This window comes from Bradyrhizobium sp. ORS 111 (assembly GCF_045571485.1).
Lineage (GTDB): Bacteria > Pseudomonadota > Alphaproteobacteria > Rhizobiales > Xanthobacteraceae > Bradyrhizobium.
In genome coordinates, this window is record NZ_CP120701.1 from 3,911,364 (window position 1) to 3,932,389 (window position 21,026).

Sequence of the window (21,026 nt, forward strand, 5' to 3'; positions counted from 1 at the left end):
AGTTGGGTTAGAGAGGGTTCATCGACTTCTCTCATCCGGAATTGCCATGGCCGCACCCAAGAAAAGCGTCGCAAAGGAAGCAGCACAGGACAAGGCAGGCTCTCCGCCCGAATTCACCAAGGAGCAGGAACTCAAGGCGCTGCGCGACATGCTGCTGATCCGGCGCTTCGAGGAGAAAGCCGGCCAGCTTTACGGCATGGGTGCGATCGGAGGCTTCTGCCATCTCTACATCGGCCAGGAAGCGGTCGTGGTCGGCATGCAGATGGCCTTGGAGCTGGGTGATGAGGTCATAACCGGGTACCGGGACCACGGTCACATGCTGGCGACCGGCATGGAAGCCAAGGGTGTGATGGCCGAATTGACCGGACGCCGCGGTGGTTATTCCAAGGGCAAAGGCGGCTCCATGCACATGTTCAGCATGGAGAAGCACTTCTACGGCGGTCACGGCATCGTCGGTGCGCAGGTGTCGCTCGGCACTGGGCTCGCATTCGCCAACCGCTATCGCGGCAACAACGCCGTCAGCGTGACCTATTTCGGTGATGGCGCGGCCAACCAGGGCCAGGTCTACGAAAGCTTCAACATGGCGGAGCTCTGGAAGCTGCCGGTGATCTATGTCATCGAGAACAACCGCTACGCGATGGGCACCTCGGTGTCGCGCGCGTCCGCGCAGCAGGATTTTTCCAAGCGCGGTGCCTCCTTCAACATTCCCGGCAGGCAGGTCGACGGCATGGACGTGCGTGCGGTGAAGGCCGCCGGTGACGAGGCCGTGGCGTGGTGTCGCGGCGGCAACGGCCCCATCATTCTGGAGATGCAGACCTATCGCTATCGCGGTCACTCGATGTCCGATCCGGCGAAGTACCGCACGCGCGAGGAGGTCGAGAAGGTCCGCCACGACCAGGATCCGATCGAGCAGGTGCGCAACCGTCTGCTGGCCGGTGGCGCGAGCGAGCAGGAGCTCAAGGCGATCGATGCCGAGGTGCGCGAGATCGTCAACCAGGCCGCCGACTTCGCGCAGCACGATCCGGAGCCGGATCCGTCCGAGCTCTACACCGACGTCTACCGCTGATCCCACCCGCGCAGAAGAACTTTCAAGACCGATTTCGGAGCTGATATGCCCATTCAAGTGCTGATGCCTGCGCTGTCGCCCACCATGGAGAAGGGCAACCTCGCCAAATGGCTGAAAAAAGAAGGCGAGACCATCAAGTCCGGCGACGTCATCGCCGAGATCGAGACCGATAAGGCGACGATGGAAGTCGAGGCCACCGATGAGGGCACGCTCGGCAAGATCCTGATTCCGGAAGGCACTGCCGACGTCGCGGTGAATACGCCGATCGCGACCATTTTGGCCGACGGCGAAAGCGCCGCCGATCTCGCCAAGGCACCGGCCACGCCGGCGCCGCAGCAGAAGGCTGCTGAATCGGCACCTCCCGCCGAGGCGAAGGCGGAAGCGCCGCAACCGAAGCCCGAGACGAAGGCGCCGGCCGCGCCCGCCGCCGAGGCGCCGCCGGACCTCGACATCCCCGCCGGCACCGAGATGATTACGCAGACCGTCCGTGAGGCCTTGCGCGACGCGATGGCCGAGGAGATGCGTCGCGATGGCGACGTCTTCATCATGGGCGAGGAGGTCGCGGAATATCAGGGCGCCTACAAGGTGACCCAGGGGCTGTTGCAGGAATTCGGCGCGCGGCGCGTGATCGACACGCCGATCACCGAGCATGGCTTCGCCGGCGTCGGCATCGGTGCGGCAATGGCCGGCCTGAAGCCGATCGTCGAATTCATGACCTGGAATTTCGCCATGCAGGCGATGGACCAGATCATCAACTCCGCCGCCAAGACGCTGTATATGTCCGGCGGCCAGATGGGCTGCTCGATCGTGTTCCGCGGCCCGAACGGCGCCGCCGCCCGCGTCGCCGCGCAGCACAGCCAGGATTACGCCGCCTGGTATTCGCAAATCCCGGGCCTCAAGGTGATCGCGCCGTATTCGGCCGCCGATTACAAGGGCCTGCTCAAGGCCGCGATCCGTGATCCCAATCCTGTGATCTTCCTCGAGAACGAGGTGCTCTACGGCCACACCGGCGAGGTGCCGAAGCTCCCCGACTTCGTGGTGCCGATCGGCAAGGCGCGGATTGCACGCGCCGGCAAGGACGTCACCATCGTCTCGTGGGCGATGGGCATGTCCTACGCGTTGAAGGCCGCCGACGAACTCGCCAAGGAAGGCATCGAGGCCGAGGTCGTTGACCTCCGCACCATCCGTCCGATGGATACGGAGACCATCGTCGCGTCGGTGAAGAAGACCGGCCGGGCCGTGACGGTGGAGGAGGGCTGGCAGCAGAGCGGCGTCGGCGCCGAGGTTGCCGCGCGGATCATGGAGCACGCCTTCGACTATCTGGACGCGCCGGTCGCGCGCGTCTCCGGCAAGGACGTGCCGATGCCCTATGCCGCCAATCTGGAGAAGCTCGCATTGCCCTCCGTCGCCGAGGTGGTCGAGGCCGCCAAGGCCGTCTCCTACCGGTAAGAACCCGATGGCCGGTCCCCAGGAACAGCCGCTTCCGCCCGATGTGATGGGCCGCGATGACGCGATCGAGGTGCTGCGCGCCTTTGTCGTCGACGGCGGCCTGTCGATCGCATTTCAGCGCGCCTTCGAGGAGCCGGACATGTGGGGGCTGATGCTCGTCGACATCGCCCGCCACGCTGCGCGCGCCTATTCGCGCGAGAGCGGATACACCGAGGACGAGGCGCTCGCGCGCATCGTCGAGATGTTCGAAGCCGAAATCGCCCGGCCGACCGACATGGGCAAGACCATGCCGCGGTCGCAACAAGGTCACTGACAATGCCGATCAACATTCTCATGCCCGCGCTGTCGCCCACGATGGAGAAGGGCAACCTCGCCAAGTGGCTCAAGAAGGAGGGCGACAAGGTCAAGTCCGGCGACGTGATCGCGGAGATCGAGACCGACAAAGCGACGATGGAAGTCGAAGCGGTCGACGAAGGCACGATCGCGAAGATTTTGGTGCCCGAGGGGACGCAGGACGTGCCTGTCAACGACGTGATCGCGGTCATGGCCGGCGATGGCGAGGACGTGAAGGCGGCGGCCAGCGCGGGCGCTGCCGCGGGCGGCGGCGCGCCGGCGCCGAAGCCGGCCGAGGCGCCCAAGCCCGCGGCGGGTGAGCCTGCAGCCGCCCCCGCACCGGCGGCTGCGCCGAAACCTGCACCCGCAGCCACACCGGCGCCCCAGGCCGCCGCCGCTCCAGCCGCGCAGGCCAACGGTCATGCCCGGATCTTCTCGTCGCCGCTGGCGCGCCGTCTGGCAAAGGATGCGGGCATCGATCTCGCCCGCATCACTGGCACCGGCCCGCACGGCCGGGTCATCGCGCGCGATGTCGAGGAGGCCAAGTCAGGCAAGGGCCTGAAGGCACCGGCGGCCGCGCCTGGCGCTGCACCGAGCATCGCACCGTCGATGTCGGACAAGCAGATCCTGGCGCTGTTCGAGCCCGGCTCCTACGACGTGGTGCCGCATGACGGCATGCGCCGCACCATCGCCCAGCGCCTGACCGCCTCGATCCAGAACGTCCCGCACTTTTATCTCACCATCGACTGCGACATCGGCAAGCTGCTTGCCGCGCGCGAGGAGATCAACGCGGCGGCGCCAAAGGACAAGGAGAAGAAGCCGCTCTACAAGCTCTCGGTCAACGACTTCGTCATCAAGGCGATGGCGGTCGCGCTGCAGAAGATCCCGAACTGCAATGTGAGCTGGACCGAGAGCGGCATGCTCAAGCACAAGCACTCCGACGTCGGCGTCGCGGTGGCGATGCCGGGCGGCCTGATCACGCCGATCATCCGCAAGGCGGAGACCAAGACGCTGTCGGCCATCTCCAACGAGATGAAAGATTTTGCGACGCGCGCCCGCGCCCGCAAGCTGAAGCCGGAGGAATATCAGGGCGGCACCACGGCAGTGTCCAACCTCGGCATGTACGGCATCAACCACTTCACGGCAGTGATCAATCCGCCGCATGCGACCATCCTCGCGGTCGGCACCTCGGAGGAGCGCCCGGTCGTGCGCGGCGGCAAGATCGAGATCGCGCACATGATGAGCGTGACGCTGTCCTGCGACCATCGCGCGATCGACGGCGCACTCGGCGCCGAGTTGATCGGCGCGTTCAAGCAGCTCATCGAAAACCCCGTGATGATGATGGTCTGACGAGAAGCAGCCATGTACGTGATGTCAGGTCCGTACGTCCTGCTCGCCGTCATCGCCATCGCGTTGCTCGTCGCGGTTAACCGCGACCTCATATCCACGATCCAGTTCAGGATCATGATCATCGGGACCGGCGTGCTTGCGCTGGTTTGGTCCGTGCTGCTCGGCGCGGTCTGGCAGGAGTACAGGTAATGGCCGATACATCGTTCGACGTCATCATCATCGGCTCCGGGCCAGGCGGCTATGTGACGGCGATCCGCGCCGCGCAGCTCGGCTTCAAGACCGCGATCGTCGAGAAGGCCTATCTCGGCGGCATCTGCCTGAACTGGGGCTGCATCCCGACCAAAGCGCTGCTGCGCTCGGCGGAGATCTTTCACTACATGCAGCACGCCAAGGACTACGGGCTGTCGGCGGAGAAGATCTCCTACGATCCGAAGGCCGTGGTGCAGCGCTCGCGCGGGGTCTCGAAGCGCCTCAACGATGGCGTCGGCTTCCTGATGAAGAAGAACAAGGTCACCGTGATCTGGGGCGACGCCACGATCGACGCGCCCGGCAAGATCACGGTGAAGAAGTCGGCGGTCGAGGCGCCGAAGGGCGCCAGCGGCGAGGGCACTTATCAAGCTAAGCACATCATCGTTGCGACCGGTGCGCGTCCGCGCGTGCTGCCGGGTCTCGAGCCGGACAAGAAGCTGGTCTGGACCTATTTCGAGGCGATGGTGCCGGAGCGGATGCCGAAGTCACTCCTGGTGGTCGGCTCCGGCGCGATCGGGATCGAGTTCGCCTCGTTCTTCCACACCATGGGCGCGGACGTCACCGTGGTCGAGGTGCTGCCGCAGATCCTGCCGGTCGAGGACGCGGAGATCGCAGGCCTCGCGCGCAAGCGCTTCGAGAAGATGGGAATCAAGATTCTCACCTCGACCAAAGTGACAAAGCTCGAGAAGAAGGCCGATAGCGTGGTCGCGACCATCGATGACGGCAAGGGTGAGCCGCAAACCAAGGAGTTCGAGCGCGTGATCTCCGCGGTCGGCGTGGTCGGCAATATCGAAAATCTCGGGTTGGAGAAGCTCGGCGTCAAGACCGACCGCGGCTGCATCGTGATCGACGGGCTCGGCAAGACCAATGTCCCCGGCATCTATGCGATCGGCGATGTCGCGGGTCCTCCGATGCTCGCGCACAAGGCCGAGCATGAAGGCGTGATCTGCATCGAGGCGATCAAGGGCCTGCATCCGCACCCGATGGACAAATTGATGATCCCGGGCTGCACCTACTGCAACCCGCAGGTCGCCTCCGTCGGCCTGACCGAGGCCAAGGCGAAAGAGGGCGGCCGCGAGATACGCGTCGGCCGCTTCCCGTTCGTCGGCAACGGCAAGGCGATCGCACTGGGCGAGGACCAGGGCCTGGTCAAGGTGGTGTTCGACAAGAAGACCGGCCAGCTCTTGGGCGCCCACATGATCGGCGCTGAGGTCACCGAGCTGATCCAGGGCTATGTCGTCGCGATGAACCTGGAGACCACGGAAGAGGAACTGATGCACACCGTGTTCCCGCATCCGACATTGTCCGAAATGATGAAGGAAGCGGTGCTCGACGCTTACGGGCGCGTGTTGAATATTTGACGGGTGGAGCACGGCGACGCTCCGAAAGACGGTGGCAATCCCGTCATCCTGAGGCGTTCGCGCAGCGGGCCTCGAAGGATTGCACCGCCCAGATCGAACAGCGGGGCTCGTCGCCCTTCGAGACGGCCGCTTCGCGGCCTCCTCAGGTGACGGGACCGGCAGCGGTGAACACAAGAGCAAGAAAGAGCGCATCTCGTGAAAGACAACGACAACCTCACCATCGAACGCCCGACCTTCGTCACCCATCTCGAATGTGCGATGGAGGGCGATCATTATCCGGCGGATCAGGTGCACAACCTCTCCAAGGCCGGCAAGCCGCTGTTGGTGCGCTATGACCTCGCGGGCGTGAAGAAGGCGCTGACCAAGGACGCGCTGGCGCAGCGTCCGGCCGACATGTGGCGCTATCGCGAGCTGCTGCCGGTGCGCAAATGCAAGGATATTGTCAGCCTCGGTGAGGTCACGACTCCGCTGATCCGGTTGCCGAAGCTTGGGGCCAAGCTCGGCGGCGGCGAGATCATCGTCAAGGACGAGGGGCGGCTGCCGACCGGCTCGTTCAAGGCGCGCGGCCTGGTGATGGCGGTGTCGATGGGCAAGGCGCTCGGCATCAAGCACATGGCGATGCCGACCAACGGAAATGCCGGCGCGGCGCTGGCCGCCTACGCCACCTCCTGTGGCATCAAGACGACAATCTTCTGCCCGGCCGATACGCCGGAGGTGAATGTCAGCGAGATCGAGCTGCAGGGCGCGACGGTCTACCGCGTCAACGGCTATATCGACGACTGCGGCAAGATCGTCGGCGAGGGCAAGGCCAAGGTCGGCTGGTTCGATACCTCCACGCTGAAGGAGCCGTACCGGATCGAGGGCAAGAAGACGATGGGCCTCGAGCTTGCCGAACAGCTCGGCTGGGAGGTGCCCGACGTGATCTTCTATCCGACCGGCGGCGGCACCGGCCTGATCGGCATGTGGAAGGCGTTCGACGAGCTCGAGGAGATCGGATTCATCGGCGCCAAGCGCCCCCGCATGGTCGCGGTGCAGGCCTCGGGCTGCGCGCCGATGGTGCGCGCCTATGAGGCCGGCACTGAGCATGCGGCGCGCTGGGAGGATGCCCACACCATCGCCTCCGGCATCCGTGTGCCGCAGGCGATCGGCGACTTCCTGATCCTGCGCGCCGTGCGCGAGAGCAAGGGTTTTGCGATCGCCGTCGACGACGACAAGATTTCCGATGCGCTCAACGAGGTCGCGCGCGAGGAGGGCCTGCTGCTGTGCCCCGAGGGTGCCGCGACTTATGCCGCCTATAAGCAGAGCCTTGCCGACGGCCGTGTGACCAAGAATGACCGCGTGATGCTGTTCAATTGCGCGAGCGGCCTGAAATATCCGTTGCCGCCGGTCACCCGGACGCTGGACCGGTACAAGCCGATCGACTTCTCGCAGTTCTGACGCATCATCCGAAGGGCCATCTTGTCGAAAGGTGGCCCTTCAAAAATGATAGAATAAACACATCGGGGAGAGGGTGATGCGGAGACTGGTTCTGGCTGCGCTGGCAATTCTGGCACTCACCGGCAGCGCCTCGGCGGAAAAATATCCCTCGCATCCGATCACCATCGTGGTGCCGTTTGCCGCCGGCGGGCCGTCGGACGCCATGGCGCGCATTCTCGGCGAGCGCATGAAGCAGGCGCTCGGCGAGGTGTTGCTGATAGAGAACGTGACGGGGGCGGGCGGCTCGATCGGCGTCGGCCGCGCAGTGCGCGCGGCGCCGGACGGCTACACCATCTCGTTCGGCCATCTCGGCACCCACGTCGCGAATGGCGCGATCTACAAGCTCGGTTACGACCTCGTCGGCGATCTGGAGCCGGTGGTGCTGCTGCCGAGCAATCCGATGATCATCGTCAGCAAGAACGCGGTGCCGGCGAAATCCCTGAAGGAACTCCTGGAGTGGCTGAAGTCACGGCCGTCGCCACCGACTGCGGGCACCGCGGGCGCCGGCAGCGGCAGCCACATCGCCGGGCTGTATTTCGAGAATGTCTCGGGCATCAAGCTGCAATACGTGCCGTATCGCGGCACCGGACCCGCGCTGAACGATCTCGTCGCCGGCCAGATCGACATCATCGTCGATCAGACCTCGAACTCGATCAACCAGGTCCGCGCCGGCACCATCCGCGCCTATGCGGTGACCGACTCCAAGCGGGTCGAGAACACACCCGACATTCCGACCGTCGATGAGGCCGGGCTGCCCGGATTGCATATGACGCTGTGGTCGGGCCTCTGGGTGCCCAAGGGCACGCCGAAGGAGATCGTCGCCAAGCTCAACGCCGCGGCGGTCGAGGCGATGAACGATCCGGCGGTGAGGAAGCAGCTCGAAAATCTCGGCCTGCAGATGCCGCCGAAGGACGAGCTCACGCCGGAGGCGCTCGGCGCCTGGCAAAAGGCGGAGATCGCCAAATGGTGGCCGATGATCAAGGCCGCCAATGTGAAGGTGGATTGAGGTGCGGTCTTTCCACGCGTGGTCCCGACGAAAGCCCTGCTTCGTCGGGACAACATCGCTGGTTCACTGCGACGGGATCGCCGTATCCGCCGGCGCCGCATTCGTTTCCTGCGTCACGACGCCATCGCCGGTCTTCGCCACCGCGGAGTCGGCGTCTTCGAACCGCGCGCGATAGACGGCGAGGTTCTCCATCACCCGCTGCACGTAGTTGCGCGTCTCCGAGATCGGAATCCGCTCGACCCAATCGACAGCATCGACGTTGGGGTCGCGCGGGTCGCCATAGGCCTTGATCCAGTCGCGGACGCGGCCGCGGCCGGCGTTGTAGCCGGCGAAGATCATGACGTGACAGCCGCGATATTCCGACTGCAGCGCGCTCAGCTCGGCGGCGCCCATCTGGGTGTTGTAGACGGGATCGGAGACCATCCGACCCCAGTCATAGCTGACGCCGAAGCGCTTGGCGGTGTCGCGGCCGGCTTCCGGCGTCACCTGCATCAGCCCGACCGCATTGGCCGACGACTTGTCGCGCTGGTCGAACGCGCTCTCGGTGCGCGCCACCGAGTAGGTCATGCTGCGCCCGATATCAGGTGCGATCGGGCTGTGCTTGGGGATGCCGATGATCGGGAACGCGTAGCGGTCGAGGGCAAGGCCGCGCGCGAGCGCGATCTTGCCGATCTGCAGCATGGCGCGGGCATCGTTGCGGCGGCCGGTCAACTCGCCCAATGCCTGCAGCACATCGACGTCGGAGCTTTGCTCGGCAAGATCGGCGACGAAGTAGAGCACGACGTCGGGTTCGCCGATCTCGTAAAGCATCTCGGCGGCGCGGACCCGCTCGTCGCCGGCGGCCCGGGCGGCCAGCGCAGTCGGCGAGGGCGCGTGCAGGCGGATGCTGTCGCGCCCGAGCTTCGCAAGCGCGAGCTGACCGTAATAGGCGGTGGGATAGCGCGCTGCGGCCTCGTAGTCGGCGCGTGCGGCCGTCGTGTCGCCCAGCGCCTCGGCGGCCCGGCCGCGCCAATAGGCGGCGCGTGACAGCACGGTCGGATTGATCTGGCCTTCATCGATCCGCGCGAAATGCGCCGCGGCGGTCTTGGGGTCACCGAGATAGCGCAGCGCGATCCAGCCCAGCATGAAGTGCATGTCGGATCGGTAGTACGGGTTGTCGGGCAGCGCCGCGGGGCGGATCACGTCGTAGGCGGTCTGGAACTTGCCCTGGTCGAGCAGCTTGCGCGCGAGCAGGCGCCGCTCGCGCCACCACTGATCCGTATCCTGCTGTGCCATGGTCTCCGGCGCCGCCGCGATCGTCACGCGGGCCGCGTCGTCGATCCTGTTCTGCGCCATGAGCCACTGGATCCGGCAGAGCGTGTAGCCGAGATCATGGCGGGCATCGGTCGGGACGTCGTCGAGGGCGTCCTCCGCATCCTTCGATTGCGCGCGCACGGCGCCACAGGCTTTCACGATCGCTAGGTCGTCGCTGCCGAGCCGTTTCGCGGCGCGCCGGGCGCCGGCCAAATCCTTGGCGCCGATCCGCTTGTCCATTTGCGCGCGATGGTCGTCGCTTGTCAGCAGATCTTGGAATGCGGCGTAGGCATCGCTTTCGGTGCGATCGGTGAGTTCGTCCGACCGCCAGGCCTCACGGACTAGCCTTGCTGCACCGTCGCGGTCGCCCTCGGCGAGCCGCACGCGCGCGAGTGCGAACTTGCCCTTGGCGCTGATCGGCTGATCCAGTGTGAAACTATGGACCGTCGCAGCGTCGCTGCGCTCCTGCCATAGGCGTGCTTCCGACTGACGGCGCAACTGCGGCATGCTCGGCCAATCCGGATTGGTGGCAATGAACGCAGCATAGCGACTGAAATTCGCCTGAGACTCGGAGTGGCGCAGCAGATACCACTCGACGAGCTTGCGCCCGACCGGGTCGGTGATCCTGGACTGGATGTCTGTTGCGTCGCTGGTTTTACCCCTGCGCGCCGCGAGGATCGCGTCCTTGATCGAGGCAAGATCGCCTGAGAGCTGTGGAGCCGCGGGCTTCTCTGGAGAGATGGCCTTGTTGCTGTCTGCAGACTTCGCCGAGCTGGACTTGGCGTTCGCGGATTTGCGCTTGGCGCCGCCGCGCTTCGCATGCCGGCGCTTGCCGGATGTCGTTTCATGCGCCTCCTTGTCCTGCGACGCGTTGGCGCCATGCACCGTGTCAGCGGCCTTCGAGCTCTTGGCTGGGTGCTGGTGATGCGGCTTCGCGTTCACCTTGATCGGAAGCACGGCGAATACGGCGGCGGTGGCGACGCACGCCAGCGGACGTAGGCAATGGTTCATTCCCTGGTCCCCCCTGCGAAACCATCAGGCACAAACACGCTTCATACGCGGCACGATCGACCGCAGATTATCAGACCCCGATCCACAACCCCTTAAGACTGCCGCAACTCAACAGGGAAAACGCGGCGAAATGTGGAATTTGAAATACGGAACCTGGGGGAACCCAAAGTTCCATCCTGGTAGAACCGACAGGAGCCTGTGAAGGTCGGTGGAGCGATGCTGGAGGATCCATGACGAGCGAGCGGCGACTGAAAACCATCCTGGACGGCGGCCGCTATTTCGAGGGGCCGCGGTGGCACAACGGTCGGCTCTGGTTCGTCGACTGCATGGCGCGGACGCTGCTCAGCACGAGCCCGTCGGGCGAGCGGCAGGAACATGCCGCCGTGACCGACGACACGCCGTGCGGGCTCGGCGTGCTGCCCAACGGCGACATCGTGGTGCTCACGATGTTCAGGAAACGGCTGCTGCGCTTTGCTGACGGCAAGCTCTCGCTCTACGCCGATCTCTCGCAACTCGCGACTGGCACGATCGACGACATGATCATCGACGGCCAGGGCCGAGCCTATGTCGGCGATCTCGGCTTCGATCTGCCGCCGCCGGATGGACGCGGCGCGGTCGGCCGGATCATCCTGGTGATGCCGGATGGCAGCGCGCGCGTCGTCGCCGATGGCTTGCGCTTTCCCAACGGCATTGCCGTCTCGTCCGATCATCGCCGGCTCGTCGTCGCCGAAATGGACGGCGCGTGCCTCGCCGAATACGACGTCGCGCCGGACGGCAGCCTGCGGCTGCGCGGGCGGCTTGGCCGCACGAGCGAGCCCGACGGCATCTGTCTCGATCGCGAAGGATCGGTCTGGGTCGCCTCCTTCACCGAGGATACCTTCATCAGGATCGGTCGCGATGGCGCCGAGCGGGAGCGCATTGCCGTCCCCGGTCGCCGCGCGCTCGCCTGTGCGCTCGGCGGGACCGAGCGGCGAACATTGTTCTGCCTGAGTGCCGCGACCTCGTATGAGGACCTGCGCAAAGGCAAGTCGGCGTCGCGGATCGATGTCGTCGAGGTCGAAACGCCGGGGGACGGTTATCCCTAGGATCAGCACCATCACGCGCGGTCATACGCCTGGCTGCTCCACAGCAGCATAAGTACAGGTAATACATGGTTGCTCGGCGGCCACGATTGTGTCGCTCACGCAACAGTTCCTGAACATTTAACCTTACATTGAGCTGACCTTAGTGCTCGCCGCTTTTTAGCCGCACCCCTCCATGAGAGCATGCTCATAAAGTGAATTTCGCCAGTGTTCACGACGACGCCGGGACATTTTTGATCCTTCCGGCGTTTGGGCGTGAGGAGGCTGGGAAACAGGTTCGCGCGATGGACGCCAAGACGAACATCAAGGCCAGGCTGCCGAGCCGTCACGTGACGGAAGGGCCGGAACGCGCGCCGCACCGCTCGTATCTCTACGCCATGGGGCTGACGACAGCCCAGATTCATCAACCATTTGTCGGCGTTGCTTCATGTTGGAACGAAGCGGCTCCGTGCAATATCTCGCTGATGCGTCAGGCCCAGGCGGTGAAGAAGGGGGTGGCGTCGGCCGGTGGCACGCCGCGGGAATTCTGCACCATCACGGTCACCGACGGCATCGCCATGGGCCATGACGGCATGCGTTCGTCGCTGCCGTCGCGCGAATGCATCGCCGACTCAGTTGAGCTCACCGTCCGCGGCCATGCCTATGACGCGCTGGTCGGGCTCGCCGGTTGTGACAAGTCGCTGCCGGGCATGATGATGGCGATGGTGCGGCTGAACGTCCCCTCGATCTTCATCTATGGCGGCTCGATCCTGCCCGGCAACTTCCGCGGGCAGCCGGTGACAGTGCAGGACATGTTCGAGGCGGTCGGCAAGCACTCGGTCGGCGCGATGTCGGACGAGGATCTGGACGAGATTGAGCGGGTGGCGTGCCCCTCCGCGGGCGCTTGCGGTGCCCAGTTCACCGCCAACACCATGGCGACCGTGTCCGAGGCGATCGGTCTGGCGCTCCCGTATTCTGCCGGGGCCCCGGCGCCTTACGAGATCCGGGACTCCTTCTGCGCCGCCGCCGGCGAGAAGGTGATGGAGCTGATCGAGAAAAACATCCGCCCGCGCGACATCGTGACCCGGGAATCCCTTGAAAATGCAGCGGCTGTCGTGGCGGCCTCCGGCGGCTCGACCAATGCTGCACTGCACCTGCCGGCAATCGCGCACGAGTGCGGAATTAAATTCAATTTGTTCGATGTTGCCGAAATCTTCAAAAAGACTCCTTACGTCGCGGATTTGAAGCCGGGCGGCCGTTATGTTGCCAAAGACATGTTTGAAGCTGGCGGCATTCCGCTGCTGATGAAGACGCTGCTCGACAATGGCCACCTGCACGGGAATTGCCTGACCGTCACGGGCCGAACGATCGCCGAAAACCTCAAAAGCGTGAAATGGAATCCGCACCAGGACGTGGTGCGGCCAGCCGATAAGCCGATCACCGTGACAGGTGGCGTTGTCGGGCTGAAGGGTAATCTCGCTCCGGAGGGTGCGATCGTGAAGGTCGCGGGTATGTCCAATCTGAAGTTTACCGGTCCGGCCCGGTGCTTCGATCGCGAGGAAGACGCCTTCGAGGCCGTCCAGAAGCGCACCTACAGGGAAGGCGAGGTCATCGTCATCCGCTACGAGGGCCCCAAAGGCGGCCCCGGCATGCGCGAGATGCTGGCGACTACGGCGGCGCTGACCGGGCAGGGCATGGGCGGCAAGATCGCACTGATCACGGACGGCCGGTTCTCCGGCGCTACTCGTGGCTTCTGCATCGGCCATATCGGCCCTGAAGCGGCCGTCGGCGGGCCGATCGCCTTATTGCAGGACGGCGACATCATCGAGATCGATGCCGACGCCGGTGTTCTTAACGTAAATTTGAGCGACGCCGAACTCGCAAATCGTAAGACCAAATGGGCCCCTCGCGCGACGAACCATACATCTGGTGCGCTGTGGAAGTACGCCGAGCAAGTGGGGCCGGCGGTGGATGGCGCTGTCACCCATCCGGGTGGCGCGCACGAGAAACAGTGTTATGCGGACGTTTAGGCGTACGATATTGGCGTTTGCGTTAGGGGCCATTCCGGTGGCGGGCCCCGGATTCGGATTCGACGGAGCCCCGGTCAACCCGAAGGATACGGCGCTTCCGGTGGTTTCGCCCCAGCCGGGTACGGCGGCCGCCCTGAAGCGGACGGCGGCGCCGGCCGCTTCGGTCGACACCCTGTCGAACTCCACGGTGATGTCGCTGGCCGAGAGCGGCCATCCGATCGCGCAGTGGAAGCTCGGCAAGATGTACGCCGATGGCGACGGGGTCGCGCAGGACGATCTGCGGGCATTCGAGTATTTCAGCCGGATTGCCAATGCCCATGCCGAGGATTCGCCGTCGGCGCCGCAGGCGTCGGTCGTGGCGAACGCCTTTGTGGCGCTCGGCCGCTATTATCTGAGCGGCATTCCCAATTCCAAGATCAAGCCGGATACCGAGCGCGCGCGGGAGATGTTCTCCTACGCCGCGTCCTATTTCGGCAATGCCGACGCCCAGTACGACCTCGCCAGGCTGTATCTGAAGACGCCGGACGCCTCGCGGGACGATTTCCGCTACGGCGCCCGCTGGCTTGGCCTCGCTGCGCAGAAGGGCCAGCACCAGGCACAGGCGCTGCTCGGCCAGATGCTGTTCAACGGCGACCGCCTGCCGCCGCAGCGGGCGCGCGGCCTGATGTGGCTGACGCTGGCGCGCGACAGCGCGACGCCGGATGAGACCTGGATCAAGGAAAGCTATAACCGGGCGATCGCCAAGGCCTCCGACGACGATCGCGCGATGGCACTGCAGATGCTCGAGCACTGGGTGCAGGGCCGCCGGGACTAATTCCCTGACGGCCCTCGCGCCGTCAGTCGTGCTCGTAGCCATAGACCTCCGGCAGGATGAAGATCGCGGCGAGCAGCCCGATCAGCGGGAAGATCGCGACGAACAGCGTCGCATTGGCCTGGCCGATCGCTGCGAACAGCGACGGGAACAGGAAGATCGCCAGGAACGACGGCAGCTTCACAAACATGTAGGCGAACCCCGACGCAGTGCCGCGATATTGCGGCCTGGCGACCATGGTCGGGATCGTCATGCAGTTCGAGGCGTCCCAATAGTGGCCCCACAGCATGCCGGCAGCCGCGAACGGCAGGATGTATTTGTGATCGGTGTAGAGCGCGGCGGCCGCAACCAGCAGCGAGACCAGCACGATCCCGAAGCCTGCGATGGCGATGCCGCGGTGGCCGATCTTCGGCGTCAGCAACGGACCGACCCAGCCTGACACCGCGGCGAAGGTGAACAGTGCCATGGTGACGAGGTTGTTGCCGAGCACGGTCGAGACGCCGACCATCGCGAACAGCACCGGCAAATAGAAGGCGAAGGTGGAGAACTCGCTGCCTTGGGCAAAGCAGGCGATCCAGCCGTACAGCGTGGCGCGCCAGCGGATCGGATCCTTGCGAAGATCGGCGATGAAGGCGGACGTGCTCGGCTTCGGCATCACCACGTCCTGATCGGGCAGCATTGCGAGGTCGTCGTTGTACATGTGCCGCGCGACCTGCTTGGCCTCGCGGAAACGGCCCCGCTGCACCAGCCACACCGCGGTTTCGGGCACGTCGTGGCGCATGATCAGGATGATGAGGGCAGGGACGGCGCCGAGACCGAGCGTTACGCGCCACAGCGTCTCGTGCTGCATGTTGGTAAGCAGGAACAGGATGATGACGCCGATCGTCAGCACCTCACCGACCGCGAACATGAACTGCCAGCGGTTGCCCATGACCTCGCGCTCGCCCTTGGCCATGGATTCCATGATGTAGGTGTAACCGGTCGAGATGTCGCTGCCGAGCGGAATGCCGAGCAGGAAGCGGATCACGATCAGCCAGGTGACGTTTGGCACGACGGCCTGCGCCAGGGCCAGCACGATGAACATGATCATGGTCGCGATGAACATCACGCGGCGGCCGATCTTGTCGGACAGCCAGCCGCCGATCAACGCACCGATCAGCGCACCGCCCTGCGTGCCGGCGGCGGCCAGCCCGAGCATCAGCGGGTCTGGATTGTACTGCTCCTTGATGAAGATCAGCACGAAGGCGATCGAGTAGAGGTCCCAGGCCTCGACCAGGATCGAGGCCATCATCAGCCAGCCGACCTTGTTGCCCTTGGGGCTGTAGTTCGTGACGAGGTAGCGGACCGCGCCGTCGATCGCCGTTTGCTGCGGAAGTGCCATCGTGGTCATTGCCATTCCTTTTGTGTCCGTTGAAGTGTCACGCGCCCAGCAGCGGCTCGATGCTGCAATCGAGCAGCCGCGGATCGATGCCGGCTTCCATGCCTTCGAACATGGTATTCATGTGATCGATCAGCGCGTCGCTCGCCGCCATCGCGCGGTCGATGCGGCGGTTGGCCACCGCGTTGAGAATGGCGAGATGGCTGTCGATGGTGCCCGCCAAGTCGGCCTGTCCGGGCATGTAGCTGTGATGGATGAAGCCGATGCGGCGATAGATGGTGTGCAGCGGCCGCAGGGTGTGAGCAAGAAAAGGTTCGCCGGCGGCGGCCAGGATCAGGCTGTCGACACGGCGGTCGAGGCTGTTGAATTCGTCGAGCGTCAGCGTCGCCCGCTTGTCCTTCATGACCCGCTCGATGTGCAGGGCCTGATTGCGATGCGAGAGGTTGGCGCGCTCTGCCGCCAAGCGAATGACAAAGCGCTCGAGGTCACGGCGCAACGCCAGCAGCAGGCGTTCGCGGGCGAGGTCGATCGGCGCGATCTGTAGTCCGTGGCGCGGGCGGATCGTGATCAGCGTATCGGCGGCCAGCGTGCTGACGGCATTGTGCACCGGCGTGCGGCCGAAGCCGGTGAGGGTCTGCAGGTCCTGCACGGTGAGAAATTGGCCCGGTCGGAGCTCGCAATTGACGAGCAGGTCCTCGATCCGCTGATAGGCGAGCTCGAAAAAGTTGATGCGGTTGCGCCGGCCAGGGGCTTCGTCGCCATCGCCGGGACGCACGATTTCAAGCGCGCGCTTGCGCCGTACCATTGCCTTCCTCCCGCCGGCCCGCGTCCATCGCGTGAGCCCATTGATCCTCGCGTGCTTAAAACATGTTGTGAAATATTACAAGCGGCCGTATCAATGGACCACACGCCCTCCGCGACAGGGGTGTTTGCAATCAAGAACAACGGCCGGTCCGTGCCGGTTCCGGGAGGACATTGCGATGAAGATCATCTCGATCGAGACGTTGCGCACCGAGGAGTTCGCCAATGTGATCTGGGTCCGGGTCCACACCGACACCGGACTGATCGGGCTCGGCGAGACCTTCTACGGCGCAGGTGCGGTGGAGGCGCAGATCCACGACACCTTTGCCGGCCGACTGCTCGGGCGCAATCCGCTGCATATCGAGGCGATCCACCGCGACATGCTCAACCTGCCGATGGCGCAATCGTCGACCGGCGTCGAGTATCGCGCGGCATCCGCGATCGATATCGCGCTGTGGGATCTGTTCGGGAAGGTCTGCGGCCAGCCGGTGCACCAGATGCTCGGCGGCCTGTGCCGCGACAAGCAGCGCATCTACAACACCTGCGCCGGCACCAGCTATGTACGCTCCACCAATATCAGTCCGGTGTCGAACTGGAGCCTGGGCGAAGCGCAAGGCCCTTACGAAGACCTCGACGGCTTCATGAACCGCGCCGACGCGCTCGCCGAAAGCCTGCTGGAGAACGGCATTTCGGCGATGAAGATCTGGCCGTTCGATCCGGCCGCACAGGAGAACAAGGGGCTCTACATCACCGCGGCACAGATGAAGCAGGCGATCGAGCCGTTCGAGAAAATCCGCAAGGCGGTCGGCGACAGGATGGAGATCATGGTCGAGCTCCATTCGCTGTGGAATCTGCCGACCGCAAAGCAGATCGCGCGTGCGCTCGAGCCCTACAAGCCGACCTGGTACGAGGATCCGATCCGCATGAACTCGCCGCAGGCGCTCGCCGAATATGCGCGCTCGACCGACGTCTGGGTCTGCGCCAGCGAGACGCTCGGCTCGCGCTTCCCGTACAAGGACATGCTCGACCGCGACGCCATGCATGTGGTGATGGCCGATCTGTGCTGGACCGGCGGGCTCACCGAAGGCCGCAAGATCGCGGCGATGGCCGAGACCTATCACCGTCCGTTCGCGCCGCACGACTGCATCGGGCCGGTCGGCTTCATTGCGGCGATCCACATGTCGTTCAGCCAGCCGAACACGCTGATCCAGGAGTCGGTGCGCGCGTTCTACAAAGGCTGGTACAACGAACTTGTCACCACCATGCCCGTGATCAAGGATGGCTATGTCTATCCGATGGATGGCCCGGGGCTCGGTGTCGACCTGCTTCCCGCGGTCTACCAACGGTCGGACCTGACCGTTCGCCGCTCCAATATTTGAGGACCTCGCATGAGCATAGCCCTGTTCGATCTCTCCGGCCGCACGGCGCTCGTGACCGGGTCCTCCCGTGGTCTCGGCCACGCAATCGCCGAAGGCATGGCGAAGGCCGGCGCGCGGCTGATCATCAATGGTGCCGACGCTGCGCGGGTGGAAACGGCGGTCGGCGAGTTTCGCGCCGCCGGGCACGAGGCTGAAGGCGCAGCCTTCGACGTCACCGACGAGGCCGCGATCGTGGCGACCTTCGAGCGCTTCGACCGCGAGGGCATCGCGGTCGACATCCTCGTCAACAATGCCGGCATCCAGCGCCGCAAGCCGCTGGTCGAGTTCACGACCGATGAGTGGCGCAAGGTGATCGAGACCAACCTGACCAGCGCGTTCGTGATCGGGCGCGAGGCGGCGAAGCGAATGATCAAGCGCAAGCACGGCAAGATCATCAATATCGGATCGCTCGGCAGTGAATTGGCGCGGCCGACGATTGCGCCGTACACGGCCGCGAAGGGCGGCATCCGCAACCTGACGCGATCGATGGCGGTCGAATGGGCGCAGAGCGGCATTCAGGCCAACGCCATTGGGCCCGGTTACATGCTGACCGACATGAATGAGGCGCTGATGTCCAACCCCGAGTTCAACAACTGGCTGATGTCGCGCATCCCGTCGAAGCGCTGGGGCAAGCCGGACGAACTGGTCGGCGCCGCGATCTTCCTGGCCTCGGAGGCGTCCAATTACGTCAACGGGCAGATCATCTATGTCGACGGGGGCATGCTGGCGGCGATGTAGCCGCATCGATCCAATCGGCCACCAACAGAGAGAGTGAACCCATGCGCGCCGTCGTCATCCACGCTCCCCACGATTTGCGGGTCGACAGTTTCGAGGATCCGACGCCGGCGCCGCACCAGGTGCGGGTCAAGATCGCGGCCGGCGGCATCTGCGGCTCGGATCTGCACTACTACCATCACGGTGGCTTCGGCACGGTGCGGATTCAGCAGCCGATGGCGCTGGGCCATGAGATTTCCGGGACGATCGCCGATGTCGGCTCAGGAGTATCCCATCTGCGCCCGGGAATGCGGGTGGCGGTCAATCCGAGCCTGCCCTGCGGGCAGTGTTCCTACTGCCGCGCGGGCATGCGCAACCAGTGCACCGACATGCGCTTCCTCGGCAGCGCGATGCGCTTTCCCCATGTGCAAGGCGGCTTTCGCGAATTCATGACGGTCGACGCATCGCAGGCGATCCCAATTGCCGATCGCCTGTCGTTCGCCGAGGCGGCAATGGCCGAGCCATTTGCAGTTTGCCTTCATGCCGGACGCCAGGCCGGCAGCCTGCTCGGCAAGCGGCTGCTGGTCACGGGTTGCGGGCCGATCGGGGCGCTCATGGTGGTGGTTGCCCGCTATGGCGGCGCGGCCGAGATCGTCGCCACCGACATTGCCGAGGCGCCACTTTCGATCGCGCGTAAGCTCGGTGCGACGCACGCGATCAACAGCGCAACGGATGCCGCCGCGCTCGACCCCTACAAGGCCGGCAAGGGCCAGCTCGACGTGCTGTTCGAGGCTTCGGGCAATCAGGCCGCGCTGCGGCCGGCGCTCGATCTGCTGCGGCCCGGAGCCGTCATCGTGCAGGTCGGGCTCGGCGGCGAAATGACGCTGCCGATCAACACCATCGTTGCCAAGGAGCTGCAGCTTCGTGGCACCTTCCGCTTCGATCCCGAGTTCGAGCTGGCGCTGCGGTTGATGGGCGAGGGGTTGGTCGACCTGAAGCCGCTGCTGTCGGCCTCGGTGCCGTTCGAATCCGCCGTCGACGCTTTCGAACTTGCCAGCGACCGCTCGCGCTCGATGAAGGTGCAGTTGACGTTCTAAAGCGGGATGGGGTTAGGTTGATCGTCTCGCGGCGGCTTCGATCTACCTCTCCCCGTCGGGGAGAGGTCGGATTGCATCGCCAGATGCAATCCGGGTGAGGGCCCTTGCGCTCTCAATAGACCATAACCCCTCACCCGATTTGCTGCGCAAATCGACCTCTCCCAAGGGAGAGGTGACCTCCGCCGCTGTTTCGGATCAAGCTGATCTCACCATGCTCCAGTCCAGCGCGATTGGCTGGTTACGCCGTCTCGAAATCCAGATCGGCCCAGACCGGGACATGGTCGGACGGTTTCTCCCAGGCGCGGACATGACTGTCGATGCCGACGTCGATCAGCCTGTCGCTCGCTTGCGGCGACATCAGCAGGTGATCGATCCGGAGACCCCAGTTCTTCTGCCAAGCCCCGGCCTGGTAATCCCAGAACGTGTATTGGCCCGGCTCGTCGTTGACCGCGCGCAGGGCGTCGGTCAGTCCGAGCCCGAGCAGCGACTGGAAGGCTTCGCGGGTCTGAGGGCGGAACAGGGCGTCATCGACCCAGGCAGCCGGATTGTAGACATCCCGCGTCGCCGGAATGACGTTGAAGTCGCCAGCCAGGATCAGCGGTTCCTCGGCCTTAAGGCGCTCCTTTGAATACTCAAGAAGCCGGGACATCCATTTGAGTTTGTATGGATATTTTTCGGTGTTCGGCGGGTTGCCGTTGGGCAAATAAAGGCAGGCGATCCGAACCACGCCCTGCTTCAAGGTGACGACCCCCTCGAGGAAGCGCGCGTGGGCGTCCTCGTCGTCACCAGCCAGCCCCGACTTGGTCTCGTCGAACGGTAATTTCGACAGCAGCGCAACACCGTTGAAGGTCTTCTGGCCGTGCGTGACGACGTTGTAGCCGAGCGACTCGATTTCGAGCCGGGGAAAGGCGTCATCGACGCACTTGATCTCCTGCAGGCAGACGATGTCCGGAGAGCACTCCTTCAGCCAGCTCATGAGAGGTTCGATCCGTTGCCGGATCGAATTGACGTTCCACGTTGCTATGCGAACTGCCATCCGAAGTCCTTCGTTGTATGAGACATCCCGCGTTCGCGGTCAGCCTGTACTCTGAGCGATACCCCCAAAGTGGCGAGGTTCACAAC

Annotated in this window: 18 protein-coding genes; 14 read left to right on the forward strand and 4 right to left on the reverse strand. The window is 64.6% G+C overall.

Annotation, left to right across the window (positions count from 1 at the left end; genetic code table 11):
• The first annotated feature begins 46 nt into the window (after positions 1 to 46).
• From pdhA to P6U30_RS18300, 8 genes are all read left to right on the forward strand, one after another.
• Entirely contained in the window at positions 47 to 1,066 is a 1,020-nt protein-coding gene (gene pdhA, locus P6U30_RS18265; RefSeq protein ID WP_407170260.1) for a pyruvate dehydrogenase (acetyl-transferring) E1 component subunit alpha, read from the forward strand.
• Positions 1,067 to 1,111: 45 nt separating this feature from the next.
• On the forward strand, positions 1,112 to 2,515 hold the full coding sequence (locus P6U30_RS18270) for a pyruvate dehydrogenase complex E1 component subunit beta (RefSeq protein WP_407170261.1): 1,404 nt from the start codon (positions 1,112 to 1,114) through the stop codon (positions 2,513 to 2,515).
• 7 nt (positions 2,516 to 2,522) lie between these two features.
• Positions 2,523 to 2,828 carry a DUF5076 domain-containing protein gene (locus P6U30_RS18275; protein WP_407152363.1) on the forward strand — a complete coding sequence of 102 codons (306 nt, stop codon included), beginning with the start codon at positions 2,523 to 2,525 and terminating at the stop codon, positions 2,826 to 2,828.
• A gap of 2 nt (positions 2,829 to 2,830) precedes the next feature.
• Positions 2,831 to 4,198: a pyruvate dehydrogenase complex dihydrolipoamide acetyltransferase gene (locus tag P6U30_RS18280; protein ID WP_407170262.1), complete on the forward strand. Its 1,368-nt coding sequence runs from the start codon at positions 2,831 to 2,833 to the stop codon at positions 4,196 to 4,198.
• A 12-nt stretch (positions 4,199 to 4,210) separates the two neighbouring features.
• Positions 4,211 to 4,387 (forward strand): hypothetical protein, encoded by a 177-nt coding sequence (locus P6U30_RS18285; RefSeq protein WP_407152365.1) that lies wholly within the window; start codon positions 4,211 to 4,213, stop codon positions 4,385 to 4,387.
• The gene (gene lpdA / locus P6U30_RS18290) at positions 4,387 to 5,808 is read left to right on the forward strand and encodes a dihydrolipoyl dehydrogenase (protein WP_407170263.1); all 1,422 of its coding nucleotides are present in this window, start codon (positions 4,387 to 4,389) and stop codon (positions 5,806 to 5,808) included. The genes P6U30_RS18285 and lpdA overlap by 1 nt, the downstream gene beginning before the upstream one ends.
• Before the next feature lie 195 nt (positions 5,809 to 6,003).
• On the forward strand, positions 6,004 to 7,245 hold the full coding sequence (locus P6U30_RS18295; RefSeq protein ID WP_407170264.1) for a threonine synthase: 1,242 nt from the start codon (positions 6,004 to 6,006) through the stop codon (positions 7,243 to 7,245).
• 76 nt (positions 7,246 to 7,321) lie between these two features.
• Entirely contained in the window at positions 7,322 to 8,290 is a 969-nt protein-coding gene (locus P6U30_RS18300) for a tripartite tricarboxylate transporter substrate binding protein BugD (RefSeq protein WP_407170265.1), read from the forward strand.
• 63 nt (positions 8,291 to 8,353) lie between these two features.
• On the opposite strand, the gene P6U30_RS18305 is transcribed toward P6U30_RS18300, so the two are convergent.
• Positions 8,354 to 10,594: a transglycosylase SLT domain-containing protein gene (locus tag P6U30_RS18305; protein WP_407170266.1), complete on the reverse strand. Its 2,241-nt coding sequence runs from the start codon at positions 10,592 to 10,594 to the stop codon at positions 8,354 to 8,356.
• Between the two features lie 230 nt (positions 10,595 to 10,824).
• Here P6U30_RS18305 and P6U30_RS18310 point away from each other — a divergent pair, with 230 nt between their 5' ends.
• The 3 genes from P6U30_RS18310 (at position 10,825) to P6U30_RS18320 (ending at position 14,499) form a co-directional block, all read left to right on the forward strand.
• Positions 10,825 to 11,679, forward strand: coding sequence for an SMP-30/gluconolactonase/LRE family protein (locus P6U30_RS18310; RefSeq protein ID WP_407170267.1), 855 nt, complete (start codon positions 10,825 to 10,827; stop codon positions 11,677 to 11,679).
• A 281-nt stretch (positions 11,680 to 11,960) separates the two neighbouring features.
• Positions 11,961 to 13,685, forward strand: a complete 1,725-nt coding sequence (ilvD, locus tag P6U30_RS18315; RefSeq protein WP_407170484.1) for a dihydroxy-acid dehydratase — start codon at positions 11,961 to 11,963, stop codon at positions 13,683 to 13,685.
• The gene (locus P6U30_RS18320) at positions 13,672 to 14,499 is read left to right on the forward strand and encodes a tetratricopeptide repeat protein (protein ID WP_407152371.1); all 828 of its coding nucleotides are present in this window, start codon (positions 13,672 to 13,674) and stop codon (positions 14,497 to 14,499) included. Before ilvD ends, P6U30_RS18320 begins: the two co-directional genes overlap by 14 nt.
• Before the next feature lie 22 nt (positions 14,500 to 14,521).
• On the opposite strand, the gene P6U30_RS18325 is transcribed toward P6U30_RS18320, so the two are convergent.
• Both P6U30_RS18325 and P6U30_RS18330 read right to left on the reverse strand, forming a co-directional pair.
• Entirely contained in the window at positions 14,522 to 15,886 is a 1,365-nt protein-coding gene (locus P6U30_RS18325; RefSeq protein ID WP_407170268.1) for an MFS transporter, read from the reverse strand.
• 28 nt (positions 15,887 to 15,914) lie between these two features.
• Complete coding sequence (locus P6U30_RS18330; protein WP_407170269.1) at positions 15,915 to 16,679, reverse strand: GntR family transcriptional regulator; 765 nt, start codon at positions 16,677 to 16,679, stop codon at positions 15,915 to 15,917.
• A gap of 175 nt (positions 16,680 to 16,854) precedes the next feature.
• Between P6U30_RS18330 and P6U30_RS18335 the strand changes: the two genes are divergently transcribed.
• The 3 genes from P6U30_RS18335 to P6U30_RS18345 are packed head-to-tail and all read left to right on the forward strand — an operon-like array spanning position 16,855 to position 19,904.
• The gene (locus tag P6U30_RS18335) at positions 16,855 to 18,054 is read left to right on the forward strand and encodes a mandelate racemase/muconate lactonizing enzyme family protein (protein WP_407170270.1); all 1,200 of its coding nucleotides are present in this window, start codon (positions 16,855 to 16,857) and stop codon (positions 18,052 to 18,054) included.
• Positions 18,055 to 18,063: 9 nt separating this feature from the next.
• Positions 18,064 to 18,831, forward strand: coding sequence for a glucose 1-dehydrogenase (locus tag P6U30_RS18340; protein ID WP_407170271.1), 768 nt, complete (start codon positions 18,064 to 18,066; stop codon positions 18,829 to 18,831).
• A 41-nt stretch (positions 18,832 to 18,872) separates the two neighbouring features.
• The gene (locus tag P6U30_RS18345; RefSeq protein ID WP_407170272.1) at positions 18,873 to 19,904 is read left to right on the forward strand and encodes an L-idonate 5-dehydrogenase; all 1,032 of its coding nucleotides are present in this window, start codon (positions 18,873 to 18,875) and stop codon (positions 19,902 to 19,904) included.
• Between the two features lie 238 nt (positions 19,905 to 20,142).
• On the opposite strand, the gene xth is transcribed toward P6U30_RS18345, so the two are convergent.
• Positions 20,143 to 20,940, reverse strand: a complete 798-nt coding sequence (xth, locus tag P6U30_RS18350) for an exodeoxyribonuclease III (RefSeq protein ID WP_407170273.1) — start codon at positions 20,938 to 20,940, stop codon at positions 20,143 to 20,145.
• Positions 20,941 to 21,026: the final 86 nt, after the last annotated feature.

What these genes read in the sequence shown, in the direction of transcription:
- pdhA (WP_407170260.1), top strand. Translation starts at nt 47, where the DNA reads ATGGCCGCACCCAAGAAAAGCGTCGCAAAGGAAGCAGCACAGGACAAG.
- P6U30_RS18270 (WP_407170261.1), top strand. Translation starts at nt 1,112, where the DNA reads ATGCCCATTCAAGTGCTGATGCCTGCGCTGTCGCCCACCATGGAGAAG.
- P6U30_RS18275 (WP_407152363.1), top strand. Translation starts at nt 2,523, where the DNA reads ATGGCCGGTCCCCAGGAACAGCCGCTTCCGCCCGATGTGATGGGCCGC.
- P6U30_RS18280 (WP_407170262.1), top strand. Translation starts at nt 2,831, where the DNA reads ATGCCGATCAACATTCTCATGCCCGCGCTGTCGCCCACGATGGAGAAG.
- P6U30_RS18285 (WP_407152365.1), top strand. Translation starts at nt 4,211, where the DNA reads ATGTACGTGATGTCAGGTCCGTACGTCCTGCTCGCCGTCATCGCCATC.
- lpdA (WP_407170263.1), top strand. Translation starts at nt 4,387, where the DNA reads ATGGCCGATACATCGTTCGACGTCATCATCATCGGCTCCGGGCCAGGC.
- P6U30_RS18300 (WP_407170265.1), top strand. Translation starts at nt 7,322, where the DNA reads ATGCGGAGACTGGTTCTGGCTGCGCTGGCAATTCTGGCACTCACCGGC.
- P6U30_RS18305 (WP_407170266.1), bottom strand. Translation starts at nt 10,594, where the DNA reads ATGAACCATTGCCTACGTCCGCTGGCGTGCGTCGCCACCGCCGCCGTA.
- P6U30_RS18310 (WP_407170267.1), top strand. Translation starts at nt 10,825, where the DNA reads ATGACGAGCGAGCGGCGACTGAAAACCATCCTGGACGGCGGCCGCTAT.
- ilvD (WP_407170484.1), top strand. Translation starts at nt 11,961, where the DNA reads ATGGACGCCAAGACGAACATCAAGGCCAGGCTGCCGAGCCGTCACGTG.
- P6U30_RS18320 (WP_407152371.1), top strand. Translation starts at nt 13,672, where the DNA reads ATGCGGACGTTTAGGCGTACGATATTGGCGTTTGCGTTAGGGGCCATT.
- P6U30_RS18325 (WP_407170268.1), bottom strand. Translation starts at nt 15,886, where the DNA reads ATGACCACGATGGCACTTCCGCAGCAAACGGCGATCGACGGCGCGGTC.
- P6U30_RS18330 (WP_407170269.1), bottom strand. Translation starts at nt 16,679, where the DNA reads ATGGTACGGCGCAAGCGCGCGCTTGAAATCGTGCGTCCCGGCGATGGC.
- P6U30_RS18335 (WP_407170270.1), top strand. Translation starts at nt 16,855, where the DNA reads ATGAAGATCATCTCGATCGAGACGTTGCGCACCGAGGAGTTCGCCAAT.
- P6U30_RS18340 (WP_407170271.1), top strand. Translation starts at nt 18,064, where the DNA reads ATGAGCATAGCCCTGTTCGATCTCTCCGGCCGCACGGCGCTCGTGACC.
- P6U30_RS18345 (WP_407170272.1), top strand. Translation starts at nt 18,873, where the DNA reads ATGCGCGCCGTCGTCATCCACGCTCCCCACGATTTGCGGGTCGACAGT.
- xth (WP_407170273.1), bottom strand. Translation starts at nt 20,940, where the DNA reads ATGGCAGTTCGCATAGCAACGTGGAACGTCAATTCGATCCGGCAACGG.